This window comes from Streptomyces sp. NBC_01775 (assembly GCF_035917675.1).
In the GTDB taxonomy this organism is placed as follows: Bacteria; Actinomycetota; Actinomycetes; order Streptomycetales; family Streptomycetaceae; genus Streptomyces.
Genome location: NZ_CP109104.1, coordinates 722,447 through 740,104 on the forward strand (window position 1 = coordinate 722,447; position 17,658 = coordinate 740,104).

Sequence of the window (17,658 nt, forward strand, 5' to 3'; positions counted from 1 at the left end):
CGAGTTCGATCCGTCGCTGGTCCGCGGCCTGCTGCCCTTGAGAGAGCGGCCACTGTCCACGTGATCGGTGATTCGGAGACGTAGTCGACCCGGCCGCCTTCCTGAAGACGGCGATAGCCTGGCGTCCGCTCTGGCAGCCGTGGATCATCCGCTCGACATCTTCCTGCTCTTGCGGATCGCCTTGTCAAGGCCGGTGGATCGGCCGCCCATGCTGCCGCGCCGCCGGGGTGGTCGGGGCGGGGTCGCCCGCCTCCCCTGGCGAGATGAATCTTGCTGGCCGAGCCGCCCCCGAAGCGCCTCGTCCGGGGCTGTGCTGCCGAGGTGAGTCCTGCTCGTCGGCTCGACGGGAAGCGGAGGCCACGCTCACCATCGGCCGGTCGACGCGGCCCTCCGCCCGGGCATCGGCCGGGACGGCCGTGCACTCTCGGTCCAGGTGCCGTCCGCCGACCGACGTCCGTGCCGCTCGTTCCCCGTCACACCCGCGGCTGTTCAGACCACTCAGCTGTGAAGCCGGCCTGGAGCAATGCGGCCGGCCACCGGAACGTGGGTCTCAAGCTCATCCAGTAGGGCCCGACGTCCGGCGCGTCACACCGCGTACTCCTTGAGCAGGCTGCGCCCGATGATCATCTTCTGGATCTCGGAGGTGCCCTCACCGATCAGCATGAACGCGGCCTCGCGGTAGAGCCGTTCGATCTCGTACTCCTTGGAGTAGCCGTAACCGCCGTGGATACGGAAGGACGCCTCGACGACTTCCTTGCAGTACTCGCTCGCGAGCATCTTGGCCATCCCGGCCTCGACGTCGTTGCGCTGACCGGAGTCCTTCTTACGGGCTGCGCGGACCATCATGGCGTGCGCGGCCTCGACCTTGGTCGCCATCTCGGCCAGCCGGAACAGGATCGACTGGTGCTGCGCGATCGGCTTGCCGAACGTCTCACGCTGCTGCGCGTACGCGATGCCCAACTCGAAGGCGCGGTTGGCGATGCCGCAAGCCCGCGCAGCGACGTTCACCCGGCCCACCTCGACGCCGTCCATCATCTGGTAGAAGCCCTTGCCGGGCTCGCCCCCGAGGATCTGGTCAGCTCCGATGCGGTGATCATCGAAGATCATCTCGGTGGTGTCGATGCCCTTGTAGCCCATCTTGTCGATCTTGCCCGGGACCGTGACGCCCTGCACGGGCTCACCGAAGCCGGGTTCCTTCTCGACGAGGAACGTCGTCATGTTCTTGTAGACCGAATCCGCGCCCTCATCCGTCTTGGTCAGCACGGCGACCAGGTTCGACGAGCCACCGTTGGTCAGCCACATCTTCTGGCCTGTGATCGAGTAGGAGCCGTCGTCGAGCCTGCCGGCCTTGGTCGACACCGCCGAGACATCGGATCCCAGGCCCGGCTCGGACATCGAGAAGGCGCCTCTGACCTCGCCGGTGGCCATGCGCGGGAGGTACTTCTGCTTCTGCTCCTCGGTTCCGTGCTGCATGAGCATGTGGGCGACGATGAAGTGCGTGTTGATGACGCCGGAGACGCTCATCCAGCCCCGTGCGATCTCCTCCACGCACAGGGCGTACGTCAACAGCGACTCACCGAGACCGTCGTACTCCTCCGGGATCATCAGGCCGAAGATGCCGAGCTCCTTGAGGCTCTCGACGATGTCGGTCGGGTATTCATCCTTGTGTTCCAGCTCTGTCGCGACCGGTATCACCTTGTCCTCGACGAACTGCCGGACAACCTTGAGGATCTCCTGCTGTTCCTCGGACAGACCTTCGGTACGGGCGAGACGATCCATCTGATGGGTCCTTACGTTGAAGGCGGGACGGTTTCGATCACTCGTGGGAGCGACGGATTCGGGGCTGCCGGGGAGCTCAAGTTCTCGGCACCCGAGCGCACTTGACCGGGCCACTCGGCCGCTCGGCCGCTCGGCCGCTTCCGACGACGTGATCGCGCAGTTACCGGCCGAAACCTGACACACCACCGTCGCGGGCCGGAACGCAAGGTGTCACCGAGGGTGCCGGCCGGGCCCCGCCCGCCCGACGCAGCAGGAGGACGGAGCCCGGCCGGCCCGTTGCGGCTCGCCGCTCAGGAGGGGCGGCTCGCCGGGAGCATGGTGGTGACGACAGTCGTGGGGCGGTCACTGCGGTTGCGCCAGGCATGCCTGGTGCCGCGCTGCACCATCGTGTCACCGGCGCGCAGCAGCGTCTCTCCCTCCTCCATCACAGCCCAGATCTCACCATCGATCACGGTGGCCACGTCGATGGTCTCGGTGCTGTGCATGCCCGGGATATCGTCAGAGCCGCCACCCGCGTTGCCTTGCTCGCCGTAGATGTCCTTCATCGCCGCCGCGTACGCCGCTGAGGCCTCCTCGGAGATCGAGCTGTCGGGAGGGAACACCGTCGTCCTGATGGCCAGACCGTGCGGTGGAGGCTGGAGCACCACCTCGTCGGTCGCGGTCGAGTCGGCGTCGGCCGAGATCGGCAATGCGTCGGCGCGCCACAGGTCCATGACCAGGGTCCCTGTCGGTCGCTTGACCCAGGGCCGAGCCGGACCATCGCTCTCGACCACCGAACGGCCCTCGGCATTGACACCCGTGACCACGACTCGGGCCAGCATGGGCTCGTCCGTGTCAGACATGAACAACTCCTTCGTGTGAGCGGCGTAGAGCGCCGTAAGGAATGTGCTGGCGTGTGCTGCGGAGACTGATCACCGACGCTCACGCGAGCGATGCCGCGATGGCCGGGGGCAGCCCGATCGACCTCGGCTCGGTGTAGGCGTCGAGACCCTCGGGGCCGTTCTCCCGGCCGATCCCGCTCGCTTTGAACCCGCCGAACGGCGCTCGCAGGCCTACCGGGTGGCCGTTCAGCTCCACGACGCCGGTGCGCATCCGGCTCGCGAGTTCGAGTCCGTGATCGTGGTCCGACGTGAACACAGCCCCGTTGAGGCCGTAGGGCGAGTCGTTGGCGATCTCGAGCGCTTCCGCCTCGTCACGATAGGTCATCACAGCGAGGACCGGCCCGAAGATCTCCTCCCGGGCGATCGTCATGTCATTTTGGACACCGGTGAAGAGGGTCGGCTCCACGAACCAGCCGCGATCCAGCCCCTCGGGCCGGCCGCCTCCCGTGACAAGGGTGGCTCCCTCCTCACGGCCGGAGGCGATGTAACGCTCCACCGTCTCGCGCTGCCGGGAGCTGAAGAGCGGTCCGATCTGCGTGGCAACGTCGTGGGGATCACCGACGGGCATCGAATCGATCAGGGTTTTGAGCCGTTGGACGAGCTCTGCTTCCCGTCCCGCGGAGACCAGGACCCTCGTCTTCAGGGTGCACACCTGGCCGTTGTTGCGGAACGCACCCAGACGCAGGGCTTCGGCAACCTGGTCGAGGTCGGCGTCGTCAAGGACGATGGCGGCCGACTTGCCGCCCAGCTCGAGCGTGACGCGGCGCAGGTCGTGTCCGCACAGCGCGGCGATCCGGCGTCCCGCAGCGGTAGATCCGGTGAAAGACACCTTGTCCACGCCCGGATGCGAGACGAGGTACTCACTGCTCTCGCGTTCAGCCGGAACGATGTTGACCACGCCTGGAGGGAACCCCGCCTTCTCGATCAGCTCCCCCAGGACATATGCGTCCAGGGGAGTCTGTGGAGCCGGCTTCAGTACGACCGTGCATCCCGCGAGTACCGCTGGGACGATCTTCTGGACGCTGATCCCCATGGGCACGTTCCACGGGACGACCGCGGCGACCACCCCTACCGGCTCGCGCGTGACGAGTGCGTTCGCCGCCCCTGACGCGCGGACCGACCGAAACGGGTAGTCCGGCGCGAGGTCGAGACAGGCATCGATCACCCGGACCGGGTTGAGAGCCTGGATCGCCCGCGACTGTGTGATGGGGCACCCCATCTCTTCAGTGATGAGCCGAGCGATCGGCTCCTGACGGTCGGCGATGAGCCTCCCCAGTTCTCGCAAGGCCGACATGCGCGCCTCCAGCGGCATGCGTGGCCACGGCCCGTTGTCGAACGCGTCACGCGCCGCCGCAACAGCGCGATCGATATCGCTTGCGGCCGCGGACGGCACCTCGGCCAGGACCTCCTCGGTGAAGGGCGATATCACCTCGAGATGTTCACCGTTTGCCGGAATCCACTGACCACCGATGAACAGACGGTCGTGGCGGCCCTCCCACACCATGGATCTCTCCTTTTACCCATGCGGAACCGCGCGAATGTGTCGTGGACGTGGAACGTCAGATGGTTGCTTTCATCTATGACCCGTCTGCGGTCAGACGGTTGCCGAGATGCGGATGTCGCGGGCGACGAGCATGCTCTGCACCTGGTTGGTCCCGTCGTAGATCTCGGTGATCTTCCCGTCACGAAGCCGGCGCTCCGCACCCATGTCGTCACGATCGCCGTCTTCGCCGAGCAGTTCGACACAGGCCGAGGCAACTCGGACGCCCAGCGCGGTGCAGTGCATCTTGACCATCGCGACCTCGGCCGTCGGGTCCTCATCGCTGGCGTCGACCAGATCGCAGACCTCCCTCAGCATCGACCGTCCGGCTGCGGTCTCTGCCCGCAGCCGCGCCAGTTCGAACTGGAGGTCCTGGGCGGCGCGGGTTCGCGAGGACAGCAGGTCTCGCTCCGCGCAGTAGCGCACTGCGTCATCGAAAGCGCCCTGCGCGAATCCGATCCCCTGGGCCGCCGCGCTGATACGCGACTTCGTGACCGATCGCAGAAGCAGGGGATAGCCCTCGCCCTCGTCGCCGAGTCGGGCAGCCGCGGGAATCCGGCAGTCCTGGAAGCTGAGCGTGACAGTAGATGCGCCTTTCTGGCCCAGCTTCTTCATCGGCTTACCGGCTTCGAGCCCCACGGTGTTCGCCGTGTCGACGAGGAAGGCGGTGATGCCGTCCTTGCCGAGGCTCGGGTCGACCGTCGCGAAGAGAACGATGACATCGGCGACATCACCGTTCGAGATGAACGTCTTCTCGCCGTTGATCGTGTAGGAGTCGCCGTCACGACGCGCCGTCGTGCGCATCGTGGCGACGTCCGAACCGGCCCCGGGCTCGGTCAGAGCGATCGCTCCGATCGCTGTTCCCCGGCAGATGGCGGGAATCCAGCGGGTGTGCTGATCGGGCCGCCCCTGCAGGTGGATCGGGTGCGCGCAGTGCATCTGCGTCATGTAGACCGTCGATGTCGAACCACAAGCAGCCGCGATCCGGGAGAGAGCTTCGGCGTACGTCGTCGTGGAGGTCTCACAGCCGCCGAGCGACGCCGGCATCAGCAGTCCCCCGAGGCCAGCCTGAGCGAGCTCCTGGATGGACGACGACGGGAAGGCGCCGGTCCTGTCCACCGCCAGGGCGGCCGGGGCCACGGTCTGTGCGATCACTCCGTCGAGAGCACTGATCACGGTGGCGTGATCTGCCGGGAGAGGCGGGTGAGCGGCGGGATTCACGGTGTCACTCCTCGGTGAAGACGGGCTTGCGCCGTTCGGCGAAGGACGTGATGCCCTCCTGCCCGTCAGCGGATGCGATCGACAGGGCGGCCAGCGCCGCCTCGTGTTCCAGGCTCGGCCCAGACGTGCCCTGCCGCGCGGCTTCGAGCAGGTTGGCCAGACCGGTGCGGCTGCCGGACGCGATCTGGCCCGCCGTCGCCTCGGCCTCGTCGCGCAGCTCGGCGGCCGGGACGGGCGGGACGGACAGCAGTCCGATCTCCCAGGCCCGGTGTGCGTCGATGCGCCCACCGGTCAGCATCAGGTGGAACGCTGCCGCCTTGCCCACGGCCCTGGACAGACGCTGGGTGCCGCCGAATCCCGGGATGCAGCCGATCCGGGCCTCTGGGAGGCCGAACTGGCTGCGGTCGGAGGCGATGACCACGTGGCATGCCAGCATGAGTTCGAATCCACCGCCGAGCGCGAAGCCGTCCACCTCGGCCAGCACCGGAACGGGCGAGTGTTCGATCGCGGTCATGGCGCGGTGTCCCCGACGGATGAAGGCATGCGCTTGGTCGGCGTCGAGGCCTCTGATCTCCTCGAGGTCGGCGCCGGCACTGAATGCCCGGTCTCCCGCGCCTCGGATGACCAGGCACCTCACCGCTGTCGTTTCCTCGGTGACGCGCCTGATCTCATCAGCAAGGTGATCCAGTACGGCACCGTTCAAGGCGTTGAGCCGGTCCGGACGGTTCAGAGTGATGCTGCGCACCTGCGCGGTCTCGTCCACCTCGATCAGGGAATCCATATGACATCCGCCTCCACGAGGTCTGCGATCTTCTCCTCGTCGAATCCCGCTTCCGCCAGGATCTCACTGCCGTGCTCTCCCCGGAGTGGGGCCGGCAGGCGGGGTGCCCGGCTGCTCTGCGAGCCGAGGCGCCACGGGCTCCCGACGCCTTGGAAGGTGCCTGCCCGAGGGTGAGCCTGATTGACGATCGCCTCACGAGCCTTCACCTGAGGATCGTCGACGACCTCGGACAGCGAGTTGATCTGTGCGCAGGGCACGCCGACGGTTTGCAGGGCCTTGAGTGCCTCTTGCGAGGTCATCGTGCTCAGGACCGACTGGAAGGCGTCGACGGCCTCGGCTCGGCGGGCGCGGCGTCCGGCGTTCGTGGCCAGGTCGGGTCGCTGAGCCAGCTCATCAAGGTCAAGAGCCGCGCAGGCACGCAGCCAGAGTCGATCGTTCCCGACAGCGACCACGATGGGGCGGTCACTCGTCTGGAACGTCTGGTAGATCGCCACCACGGAGTCGGTGCCACCACACGGACGGGGTTCGGGTTCACCGGCGAGGTAGCTGGCGATGCGGGGCGACATGAAGGCGAGGTCGGCCTCGAGCAGGGAGACGTCGATGACTTCGCCGACACCGTGCCGCTGCTGCCTCACCAACGCGGCGGCGACGGCGTACGCGGCGACGGTGCCCGCTGCGACATCGGACAGGGCCGTGCTTACGCGTTGTGGAACGCCGTCCGCGCCGGTGACGCTCATCATTCCGGAGCGGGCCTGGGCGATCAGGTCGTATCCCGGCAGTGCGGCATCGGGACCATCGATTCCGAACCCCGAGAGCGCGCAGATCACCAGCCGCGGAAAGCGTTCGCGCAGTGCGTCGAGCCCCAATCCGTGCCGCTCCAGCTTGGCCGGGTTCAGGTTCTCGATGAACACGTCCGCGGCTTCCAGCAACCGGAAGAGCACCTCGCGCCCCTGTTCGGTGCGGATGTCGAGGCAAAGGCTCTTCTTGTTGCGGTTGACTGAGAGGAACCACGCTGCTTCCCCGTTGAGAAAGGGCGGCCCCCACCCACGGGCGTCATCTCCGCGCACGGGCTCGATCTTGATGACCTCCGCCCCCATGTCGCCGAGGTACATCGACGTGGTCGGCGCTGCGTACGACGACGAGATGTCGACCACGGTGACGCCGTGCAGGGGGGCAAGGGGTTCATTCATGAAGCCTCCGTCCTCGGGTGGTGGTTGGTCGCGGGGCGGGACGCGAGTCGCGGCCCTCACGCCTCCCCCTCAGCCCTGCCCAGACGCCGTGCGGCGACCTGTGCCACGAGAGCCCGACGGCCGCCCCCGCGCGCCCGTACGCTCAACGCGTCGCGCAGCAGGCCCGCCACGGGGTATTCGTCGATGTATCCGTAGCCGCCATGGACTTGGATCGCGTCCAGGCACACGTCCACGGCGGCCCGGCCGGCAAGGGCCAGTACCTCAGCTGTGTCGAGGTCGCCGGCAGCGGCGCGGCCGAGCATCGAGCGCACAGCGCAGATACGGATCTGCATCTCGGCGAGCATGGCGCGCAGACCGGCGAACGCGCTGATCGGGGACCCGAACTGACGCCGTTCGGCGGCGTATGTCTCAGCCGTGACCAGCGCGCGCTCCGAGAGGCCGAGGGCCACGGCGCCTGTGAAGAGATCCCAGTCCCGCGCGATGGCCAGTGCGACGGTGTCCGGCAGCTCTTCGGTGGTGTCGCCGAGCCGTACGGTCCTGAGGGCGGCTTCGCTCAATCCGCTGCGCCGCGCTCCCTCCGCGCCCTCCACCACGAGTGAGTCCCAGGGGGCGAGGGTCGCCGAGCCCGTGCCGCGGTCGAGGAGCACCACAGCGCGGGAAGCGATCAAGGTGGGCACAGCTGCCGTCCACGGGTCAGCCGAGGGATTGATGACCGCGGAGGTCACGTCCCTGGTGTCGGCGTCGGCCGTGTCGAGGGCCGCGAGACCACGTTGTGCGGCGAGCCGGCCGGCGAGGGCGAACGCGGCCGAGGGCGAAAAGTGAGCGGTCGTCCGAACAGTGCCGATGAGCCAGTCGAGTGCATCGTCGAACTCGGCTGTCTCGCGTGCCAGGTCGAGGACATCGGCAGCCTGCAGCGTCGCGCGGATCACGTCGGCGTCGCTCCCGTCAGAGGAAACGAGCCTCTTCCGCAGGACGTCGAGGAAGTCGTCGAGTTCGGGGTTGCGCCCGGTCATCGGTAGAACCTGTCGCGGCTGGGGGCCCGGCGCGCTTCGAAGGACTCCGACATTTCGGTGGCCTCCTCGGTGCTTCGGTAGGCGGTGAGCAGGAGGTCGTGGGCGAGACGTGCCTGTCCGGCCACGCCGGTGTGGCGGCTTGAGAAGGCTGTCTTGAGGGCCGCCAGGGCGAACGGACCACGCTGACGCAGCTCCTGGGCGACCTCGACGGCCCGGCCGGCCACGGGGCGGTCGGTCGCCACCTCGTTGACCAGACCCATGGCCAGGGCTTCCTGGGCGGAGTACTTGCGGTTCAGGTACCACATCTCCTTCGCCCGGCGGCGGCCGATCGTCTCCTCGAGGTACCAGGTGCCGAAGCCCGCGTCGAAGCTGCCGACGAGTGGGCCCACCTGGCGGAAGACGGCGTGTTCGGCGGCGATCGTGAGGTCACACACGACCTGGAGCACGTTGCCACCGCCGACGGCGTACCCATTGACCGCGGCGATCACTGGCTTGGGCATCGCATCGATGAACTCGTAGAGGTCGATGACCGGCATCACGCTGGAGTAGTCGAGCGACTCGACCTCCTCGTGCTCTCCCCCGATGCAGAAGAACTTGTCACCGGCGCCGGTGAGGACTGCGACGTCGATCTCCGGGGTCTGCCGTACCGTCTGGAACGCTGCGAGCAGCTCCCGCGCTGTCTCGAACCTCAGCTTGTTGCCACGGTCAGGTCGGTTGATCGTGATCACCGCGACGCCGTCCTCGACGGCGACAGTGATGTCCTCATAGCTCATGGACTCAGCTCCTGGTTCGACGAGTTGCCCCGTTCAGGCTTCCTCTGTAGCGAGTCGCGGCGGGCAGCCACTGGCAGAACGTCTGGCGGCTCTGCTGCTCAGGCGACCTCACTGGCCCTCTACGCCTCGACTACTTGATCGGTTTTTCATACACGCGAAAAAGTTTGACAATAGAATAGCTTGTCCAAGAACCTTGTCAAGAATCTTGGAGATCGCCGGCGCTGACCACGGCGCGGCGATTCGGGCACGACGACGTCGAGGAGACGCTGATGTCACAGCCGCTGGTCCCCATCTGCGTGATCGGAGCGGGCACGATGGGCCGGGGAATCGCACAGGTTGCCCTCGCATCCGGCCACCCTGTGCACTTGGTCGACCCAGACGCGGCGCAGCTGGCCGCAGCAGAGTCCGAGATCATCACCCGCCTCACCCGGAAGGACCCCGCGGCGGGCGCCCTGGTCGAGGAGCGCCTGGACCTCCTCACCGATCTCACACAGGCGCGGACGGACCCGCGGACCATCGTCATCGAGGCCATCCTCGAGCGCCTGGACGTCAAACAGACCGTCCTCCGGCGCGCCGCGGATCACTTCGGGACGTCCTGCATCCTCGCTACGAACACCTCGTCGCTCTCGGTCACCGCCATCGCCGCCGGTGTCCCGGACCCGTCACGAGTGGTCGGCATGCACTTCTTCAACCCGGTCCCCGTCATGAGGCTCGTCGAGGTCGTGAGAGGCCTGCAGAGCGACGACGAAGCCGTGGACGCCATCACCGAGCTCGCCGAGCGGTGGGGGAAGTCGGTCGCTCACGTCCGGTCCGTGCCCGGATTCATCGTCAACCGGGTCGCCCGGGCGTTCTACGGGGAGTCGCTCAGGCTCGTCGAGGAACGTGCCGGCACACCGGAGACGATCGACGAGCTCATGCGCGCGGCCGGCGGATTCCGCATGGGCCCCTTCGAGCTGATGGACCTGATCGGCAACGACGTCAACTTCGCTGTCACGCGGACGGTCTGGGCCTCCTACGACTACGACCCGAGGTTCGCGCCCTCGCTCATTCAGAGCGAAATCGTCGCGGCCGGACGCCTGGGCCGAAAGACAGGACAGGGCTTCTTCGAGTACGGCGAGTCGGTTGAGCGACCGCTCCCCCGGGCCGCGGATGTCGATGCCGCGGCCCAGGCACGCGATATCACCATGATTCTCCACGGGTCGGACGACCAGCTGGGGACACTCCTGACCCGGGCCGGCGTCGAGTTCGGCCGGACGGAGAGCGAGGACCCCCACATCGAGTTCGTCGGCGCGGGCTCCGTCCTGATCACACGGGGGCTGACCGCACGCGAGGAAACGTCCCGGCGAGGTGAACCCGTGCTCCTGCTCGACCGCTGCCTCGCTCCCTCGACGGCGACGGCCGTCGCCCTCGCATCGACGGACGCTCCACTCGCCGACGCTGTCATAGCTCTGCTGCACCGGGCCGGGGTGCGCGCCTTCCCCGTCGCCGACGTACCCGGTCTCGTCGTCGCCAGGATTCTCTCGATGATCGCGAACGAGGCGTGGGAGACCGCCTATCACGACGTCGCGAGTCCTGGTGACATCGACAACGCGATGGTCCTGGGCACCAACTACCCGATGGGCCCGTTCGCTTGGAGCGCGCAGTGGTCATCGCACAGGGTCCTTGAGCTGCTCGACGCACTGTGGTCGTCGTATCACGACCCTAGGTACCGTGCCAGCTTCGCGTTGCGCACGGCTGCTCCGGCCTCGTCGCTCGCCAACCGCCAGGCTAAGGAAGCGAGGAGCCACGTCTGAACCGGGGTGCCGCACCACCGGCACCCTGCTCGATGCCCTGCCGCGGCGGCGGCACTCTTCGACGCGAGGGTTCCAAAGCGCCTCCGGTGGCTGTGCCAATGAGCAGCGCTCACTGGCACAGCTACTCCGACTGCATCTGGGTCAGGGCCAGGACCCCGGTGTGTGGACTGCCAGGAAAACGCAGAGCGTCAGCTGCACCGCCCCGTTAACTCGGTGCCCGATCCGCAGCAGCACGACGGCCGTTACGCCGCCCGCCACGGCCAGAGCGCCGAAGCCCAGCACTGGCGCCCGGTCCAGGGGCGGCACGCTGTTCGCTGTCTGTCCGGCGCCAGCGTCCATCCGGCCCAGTCCCCGGACGGCGAGCACGATGACGACCAACAGCCCGGCCGCCACGTCCGCCACGTCCGCCACCAGTACGAGAAGCAGGAGGCAACCTGCGGTGAGGGGACCGTTTCCGCTGGAGGGCTGCTTGTCCGCAAGTTCGGGCATGGCTCAACGATCGCGCGGAATCCACCCTGCCGAACGGCCCGTCGCCGACTCGCAACCCAGGCGCACTCCGCTCCTTATAGGCCTGCCCGGCCCCGGTGACCGCTCCGATTCCGGCAACGCACGACCAATACTCGCCGGCAAGGACGACACCGTTCCTCAGGACGAGTGGCCATGGCCTGCTCGACGAGCACACGGTTCTGCGAGCGTCGGCCAGAGACGAGGAGGCCCCCGGCCTCCTCCGGCCACCGACGCCAGGGGCCTGACTGCCACAGCCCCCGTCGCGAATCCTGCCGCACGCGAATGGAGGACCTATCCGCGCCCGAAGATCTCGCGCAACTTGGTCGCCCATGCGGCCACGCGCTCCGGTGGTGTCTCCTTTTCCGAGAGCATGGTCATGTTGCTGACGTCGAGGGTCCCCGGCACGTCCGGTAGCGAACTGCCGGCATCGCCGCCTCCGTTGAACGCCGCCTGGCCTTCGGGCGAGAGCATGAAGTCGATGACTTCCTGTGCGTCGTCCTGGCGCGGCGACTTCTTCAGGAGGCCCGCGATGAACGGCGTCGCCCACCCCTTGTCGATCAGCACCGAGTCGATGGGCGCCCCACGCTCCTCGAGGTCGTGGACGACCGCAGGGCTGGCCGTGTAAGCGACGCCTATCTCACCGGAGGCGACCGCCTGAGCCATGGGAATCAGCGAGGGGTAGAACTTGGGGTCCTGCTTCGCCAGGGCCGGAAGGTAGTCCCGCCCGTTGGTGTTCTCGAGGTACTGCAGGTAGGACGCCAATACCGCACTCATCGTGTCGCGCACGCCGAGCCGCCCCTTCACCTCAGGAGCGAGCAGGTCCTTCCACGTCTTGAATCCCTCAGGGAAGACATCGGTGTTCCACACGATCATGCTGAACGGCGAGTAGGAGACGACCGGCGCGTACCCCTTGACGCCCCAGCCGGGGTAGCCGGCCGCGGACGGCGCCTTGATCGGCACCAGGTTCTTCTTGTTCTTCCGGAACCAGCTGTCCCCGGACATGATGAAGATGTCAGCGCCGTCCGCACCGCTCGCGATCTCGGCGTCCACCTTCGGCACCAGGTCGGACGCACCGCGAGTGATCTTCAGCGTGATCCCCGGGTGGGCTCGGTTGAACGCCTTCTCGAAGCGCTCGTTCTGCGACGGCGCCGCGACGCTATAAGCACGAACTGTCTTGCTGTCGGCACCGAACGCGTCGGTCACGGCTCCGCATCCCGCGAGACCGGGGAGCGCGAGCAGGACGCTGGAGACCGCCACGGCCCTTCGGACGTTCATCGACTTCTCCTTGAACCTTCGGTCAGAGCTTCTCGAGAGCACGGCTGCCTCCGAGCATGAGAGCGACAGATACACCCACCGCGGTGATCACAGTCATCGCGAGCGCGATCACCGCGACCTGCGGGTAGCCGCCCGCGTCGTACTGCTCGAAGAGAACGACGGACATCACGTTGGCCTCGGCCGAACGAATCAGCAGCGAGACGCCGAACTCGTGGATCAGGAGCACGAACATGATCGCCGCCGAGGAGGCCATCCCGGCACGCGTCAGCGGGAGCACGATCTGGCCGAACGTCCGGAACGGCCCCGCGCCGCTGACCCGTGACGACTCCACCGTGGTACGGCCCAGCGCCACGAGTCCGGCCAGCTGGTAGCGCACGGCATACGGGATCATGATCGTGACGTAGGCGATCACCAGGCCCGTTCTCGTGCCGTAGAGCCCCACGGCGGGGTTGGAGTATGCGAAGAGGAACCCGAAGCCGAGCAGCGCGGCGGGCATCGTCAGCGGCATGTTCGCCGCCACGTCGAGAAGGGCGGGCAGCGGCCGCCAGAGCCGGTCACGGTTGTAAATGCCGAGAGCGATCATCATGCCCAGCGGCAGGACGATCACGACGGCCAGCAATGAGGTGCTCAGGCTGGTCACGATCGATTCGGCGAAGACGCGGTCGTTGAACACCTGCGCGAAATTCTGGCCGGTGAGAGATCCGATGGAGATCGAGCCGCTCCAGAACGGCGACAGCGCGACGAAGACGAGCGCCACCAGCGGAGCGAGTGCCGAGACCACGCTGAATCCGAGCACGACCGAGACGGCACCGATGTTGGTCCACCGGCTGGGGGTGGCGGCACTGGCAGTGGCCATCGTCCCGACGAACCGGTTCTGGTTTCCGATCAGGCGTCGCTGGATCATGACCATCGCGAGAGCCACAGCGATGAGGGGCGTCCCGAGCGCCGCGACGACGGCGTAGTCGATGGGGTATTGGGCGGACAGTTCGAACATCCGGACCGTGAGGACGTCGAGCCCTTGGCGTCGTCCGAGAATCAGCGGACCGGTGAACTGGCCGAGTGCGAGCAGGAAGCAGACCGCGCCGGAGTAGACGAACACCGGCCGGAGCAGGGGCAGCGTGACGGTCAGGAGTACGCGCAACGGTCCGGCCCCGTTGACCCGGGCCGCCGACGCGTAGTCATTGCCGAGGTTGCGCAGCCCGGCGTAGACGAACAGGTAGACGAACGCCGCCAGATGCACGCCGGTGTAAACGATGATCCAGAAGGTGCTGTACACATTGATCGGTCCGGTGTCGCCGCCGAAGAACGGTGTGGCCCGGAGCACGGTGTTGATGTAACCGTTCTCGGGCGAGAACAGGAAGATGAACCCGACGACATGCGCCACTCCGGGGATCACCATCGGCAGCACCGGAAGAAACGCGAGAAACCTGCGGGCCCGCGGCGACATCGCGTGCATGCACAACGCCAGCGACGTGCCGAGAAGCAGAGCAACGAGCAGCGCGCCGACGCCGAGTGCGAACGTCGTGACGAACACCGAGCCGATGCCCTCGAGTTGAAGCGCTCCGCGGATTCCGGCCGCGCCGTCCGCGTAGGCCCGCCGCTGCAGGGGGATGACCGGCAGCAGCACGAGGACGCTGGCCAGGAGTGTGAGCAGCAGCCACCAAACCTGATCGCGGAATCGCCGCAGGAACGCGCCCCCGCGTATCGCCGGCACCCGGCCGCGCACGTCTACTCTGCCGGTGGTCTCGGCGCTCATCACCGACCCCCCTCGGCCGTCTCGGTCGCGCACCACTCGCGGACGAGATCGCCGTCTTCGTCGTAACACGTCGTCTTGTCGACCACGATCCCGATGTCGACCTGGTCCCCCGGCCGCACATCGACGAGCCCGGTGTCCAGTCGCGCGTAGAACATCTGCTCGTCGAGTTCGACGACGCACGTGCTGGTTTCCACCCCCGGAAGCAGTTCGATGACCCGGCCACCGGAGAGCCATGCCGTCCGCGGTGCCCCGGGGCCTCCGGCGGAGCGAACCGCGAGGTGCTCGTCGCGCATACGCAACACGAATGCGCCGGTCAGGCCCGCCCGCACCACCCCGTCGACGGTCCGGCCGGCGATTCGGGCGGCGGAGGAATCCACCCGCATCTCGATCCGGTTTCGAGCGCCGAGGAAGTCTGCGACGTACTCCGTGGCAGGGGCGCGGTAGACCTCGACCGGGTCACCGATCTGCTCGACCTGCCCTTCCTTCATGACGGCGACCCGCGTCCCCAGGGCGAGCGCCTCCTCCTGGTCGTGGGTGACGTGCACGGCGGTGAATCCCAGCTTCCGGTGCAGGACTCTGAGTTGGGCGCGCAGTTCCAGGCGGAGCAGCGCGTCGAGATTGCTGAGGGGCTCGTCGAGGAGCAGCAACGCGGGACGCGGGGCGAGCGCCCGAGCAAGGGAGACGCGCTGTTGCTGACCACCACTCAGTTCCGGCGGGTAGCGGTCGGCGAGGTGGCCGCACTGGACGATGTCCAGCACCTCCTCGATCCGCCCTTCGCGCAGCGCCGCGCCCTGTTTGCGAGAGCGCAACGGATAGGCGACGTTCTTGCGCACTGGCATGTGCGGCCACAGGGCGTAGTTCTGGAAGACCATGCCGACGTCGCGGTGGTTCGGAGGAGCGAACACACCGCGCTCGGCATCGACCATGCAGGTGTGTCCGAGATCGATACGACCGGCGTCGGGACGCTCCAGCCCGACGAGACAGCGCAGCAGGGTGGTCTTGCCGCAACCGCTGGGTCCCAGCAGCACGAGGAACTCTCCCTCCGCCACCTCCAGGTCGATCTCGCGCAGCACCCGCACCTCGCCGCCACGGCGCCGGAAGGTTTTGGAGAGCCCCCCTACCCGAACGAGCGGCTGGCCCTGGGGCGAGGTCGACGGTGCCGACTCAGTAGCGAGTAGCGCCACGGTGTGCTCCTTCCCGAGTGACTGAAATCACGGGCAGGCAATCACATCTTTGACTCCACAGCAAGAGTCAGGTCTTTTCTCACCTGCTGAAATAGTACAGCTTGTAAAGGTGGGGAGCGATCAGTGATCGCGTCGCTGATACACGTACAGGCGGTGGCCACCGAGCTGGGCACTCGACGCCAGCTCGCAGTCCGCCCAGGTCTTTTCCGGCAAAGGAACTTGGACTCCGCCGGCCTGGCGGACGGCGGCGAAGTCGGCCCGGGACGCTGGCGGCTCGCCCATGAGGCCGGGCGATGCGGCACGCCTGGCACTCCGGGCACCGACTCTGGCACGAGGAGATGATCTGGTCCGGCGAGAGTGCAACGGGCCACTGACCGGTGTTCGAAGAACTCGACGACCGGCGGGCTGTGGTCTTCCTGCACCCCACCTCACCGGCGTGCTCGGAACAGCCCGCACTCGGCCGACCGCGGCCGATGGTCGAGTGCATCTTGGCCACAGCCCGCCTGCACAGCGCTGCAACACGAACCGTTCGCAGCCGGTTCTTACGGCGCGTCGGCCACGTCGCAATGCGCGCCGTCGACGACAAGAACGCATCGTTCCTGAACTCCGCCGGATACGGAGACTTACGTCCCGCCAGGGCGCCTCCCCGGAGTGTCCACACCTCAGAGGTCGGCGCAGGCGCGTTTCAGCCCACCATCAGTGCGGACGCGCGAGGTGCGAGGAAGTGGTCCATCACCAGTTCGGCAGCGCCCTGCGCGGCCACGCGGTCACCCACGGCGGATCCCTGGACCTGGACCCTCCCGCGCGCCGCCACAAGTTCATGGGCGACGAGGCCGGGGATGACGGGGAGGAACGCCGGACTGAGCCGGTTCCACAGCGGTCCGCCGATCACCACCCGCGGTACGTCGAGCAGGTTCACCAGTACGCCGAGGCCGACGGCGACCCGGCGTGCCGCGCGATGAAGGAGGCGGGAGGCCACGGCGTCGCCCGCCGCCGCGAGGTCGCACAGCGCTGAGCACGCGTCGTCCACGGCGACATAGTCGTTCAGGTCCGGCAGCGGCATCAGGCCCACCCGGGCCGCCTGGAGAACGAGCGCCTCCGGAACGCAGGCGGCAGCCAGGCCACCGCGTCGGCCGCTCCACTCCAGCTGTTCGGCATCGGGGTCGACGAGCAGGTCGCCGACCTCGCCCATGTTGTTCGTGGTGCCGCGTACGACCTGGTTGTCCAGCACGACCGAGGCGCCCACGCCGGAGCCCAGGTAGAGGAAGACGAACGTGTTCGAGGCCTCCGAGGAGCAGCGAAGCTCCGCCGTGGCGGCGGCGGTGACGTCCTTGTCGAGGAGCACGGGCAGTCCGGTCGCTTCGTGAAGGTCCGCGCCCAGCCGGACGTCACGCCAGTTGGGCAGTTGGGGCGGGTCGAGCAGGACCCCGGCGTCGACGTCGAGCGGTCCCGGAGCCGCGATGCCCAGTCCGAGCACCCGGTCCCGGGCGATGTCGGCCTCGGTGATCAGGCTGTGGACGGCGTCGCCGATGAAGGTGGTCACCTCCGACGGGTTCGTGGCCTGCGGCGTACGTTCCTGGCGTCCCAGCCGGACCTCGCCGGCGAGGTCGAGGAGCACGACGGTCAGCCGTGCGGGGTCGATGTGCACACCGACCGAGTAGGCCCCGTCGGGCTCGGTGACCAGCGGAATGCTCGGGCGACCACGGGCGCTGCCGCCCGGCGTGCTCTCGCGTATCAGATGCTCGTCGATCAGCCGACGGGTGATGTTGGAGATGGTCTGAGAGCTGAGACCGGACTCGCGCTGCAGGTCGGCCCGGCTGGCTCCGGGTGACCGGCGGACCAGTTCCAGCACCACCGCCTGGTTGTAGTCCGCCAGCCGGAGCTGGTTGCTGCCGCGTCGCATGCGCATCCCCCTTGAGCCCGCCGAACGTTGTGTCTGCCGAAGTCTGCCCAAGACCAGCGATC

Annotated in this window: 14 protein-coding genes; 1 reads left to right on the forward strand and 13 read right to left on the reverse strand. The window is 67.6% G+C overall.

The annotated features are described in order from the left end of the window. Positions 1-585: 585 nt before the first annotated feature. The 8 genes from OHB04_RS03530 to OHB04_RS03565 form a co-directional block, all read right to left on the reverse strand. A complete protein-coding gene (locus tag OHB04_RS03530; RefSeq protein ID WP_326806783.1) occupies positions 586-1,779 on the reverse strand; it encodes an acyl-CoA dehydrogenase family protein in 1,194 nt (397 codons plus the stop codon). Between the two features lie 290 nt (positions 1,780-2,069). Next, positions 2,070-2,621, reverse strand: a complete 552-nt coding sequence (locus tag OHB04_RS03535; protein WP_326686197.1) for a cupin domain-containing protein — start codon at positions 2,619-2,621, stop codon at positions 2,070-2,072. Between the two features lie 79 nt (positions 2,622-2,700). Then, positions 2,701-4,164: an aldehyde dehydrogenase gene (locus OHB04_RS03540; RefSeq protein WP_326686198.1), complete on the reverse strand. Its 1,464-nt coding sequence runs from the start codon at positions 4,162-4,164 to the stop codon at positions 2,701-2,703. Positions 4,165-4,254: 90 nt separating this feature from the next. Next, the gene (locus tag OHB04_RS03545) at positions 4,255-5,421 is read right to left on the reverse strand and encodes an acyl-CoA dehydrogenase family protein (RefSeq protein ID WP_326806784.1); all 1,167 of its coding nucleotides are present in this window, start codon (positions 5,419-5,421) and stop codon (positions 4,255-4,257) included. Between the two features lie 4 nt (positions 5,422-5,425). Next, positions 5,426-6,202: an enoyl-CoA hydratase/isomerase family protein gene (locus OHB04_RS03550; RefSeq protein ID WP_326806785.1), complete on the reverse strand. Its 777-nt coding sequence runs from the start codon at positions 6,200-6,202 to the stop codon at positions 5,426-5,428. Continuing rightward, on the reverse strand, positions 6,190-7,392 hold the full coding sequence (locus tag OHB04_RS03555; protein ID WP_326686201.1) for a CaiB/BaiF CoA transferase family protein: 1,203 nt from the start codon (positions 7,390-7,392) through the stop codon (positions 6,190-6,192). Before OHB04_RS03555 ends, OHB04_RS03550 begins: the two co-directional genes overlap by 13 nt. Positions 7,393-7,448: 56 nt before the next feature. Further along, positions 7,449-8,405: an acyl-CoA dehydrogenase family protein gene (locus OHB04_RS03560; RefSeq protein WP_326686202.1), complete on the reverse strand. Its 957-nt coding sequence runs from the start codon at positions 8,403-8,405 to the stop codon at positions 7,449-7,451. After that, positions 8,402-9,178, reverse strand: coding sequence for an enoyl-CoA hydratase-related protein (locus OHB04_RS03565; RefSeq protein WP_326686203.1), 777 nt, complete (start codon positions 9,176-9,178; stop codon positions 8,402-8,404). Before OHB04_RS03565 ends, OHB04_RS03560 begins: the two co-directional genes overlap by 4 nt. 269 nt (positions 9,179-9,447) lie before the next feature. On the opposite strand from OHB04_RS03565, the gene OHB04_RS03570 reads away from it, so the two are divergent. Further along, positions 9,448-10,971, forward strand: coding sequence for a 3-hydroxyacyl-CoA dehydrogenase (locus OHB04_RS03570; protein WP_326806786.1), 1,524 nt, complete (start codon positions 9,448-9,450; stop codon positions 10,969-10,971). A gap of 141 nt (positions 10,972-11,112) precedes the next feature. Here OHB04_RS03570 and OHB04_RS03575 read toward each other — a convergent pair whose 3' ends face one another. The 5 genes from OHB04_RS03575 to OHB04_RS03595 all read right to left on the reverse strand — a co-directional run bounded on the left by OHB04_RS03575 (position 11,113) and on the right by OHB04_RS03595 (position 17,596). Next, positions 11,113-11,460 carry an inner-membrane translocator gene (locus OHB04_RS03575; protein ID WP_326806787.1) on the reverse strand — a complete coding sequence of 116 codons (348 nt, stop codon included), beginning with the start codon at positions 11,458-11,460 and terminating at the stop codon, positions 11,113-11,115. A 309-nt stretch (positions 11,461-11,769) separates the two neighbouring features. Next, positions 11,770-12,681 carry an ABC transporter substrate-binding protein gene (locus OHB04_RS03580; protein WP_326686206.1) on the reverse strand — a complete coding sequence of 304 codons (912 nt, stop codon included), beginning with the start codon at positions 12,679-12,681 and terminating at the stop codon, positions 11,770-11,772. 94 nt (positions 12,682-12,775) lie between these two features. Then, entirely contained in the window at positions 12,776-14,509 is a 1,734-nt protein-coding gene (locus tag OHB04_RS03585) for an ABC transporter permease (protein WP_326686207.1), read from the reverse strand. After that, entirely contained in the window at positions 14,509-15,693 is a 1,185-nt protein-coding gene (locus tag OHB04_RS03590; protein WP_326806788.1) for an ABC transporter ATP-binding protein, read from the reverse strand. Before OHB04_RS03590 ends, OHB04_RS03585 begins: the two co-directional genes overlap by 1 nt. A 685-nt stretch (positions 15,694-16,378) precedes the next feature. Further along, the gene (locus OHB04_RS03595) at positions 16,379-17,596 is read right to left on the reverse strand and encodes an ROK family transcriptional regulator (protein ID WP_326686209.1); all 1,218 of its coding nucleotides are present in this window, start codon (positions 17,594-17,596) and stop codon (positions 16,379-16,381) included. Between the last annotated feature and the right edge of the window lie 62 nt (positions 17,597-17,658).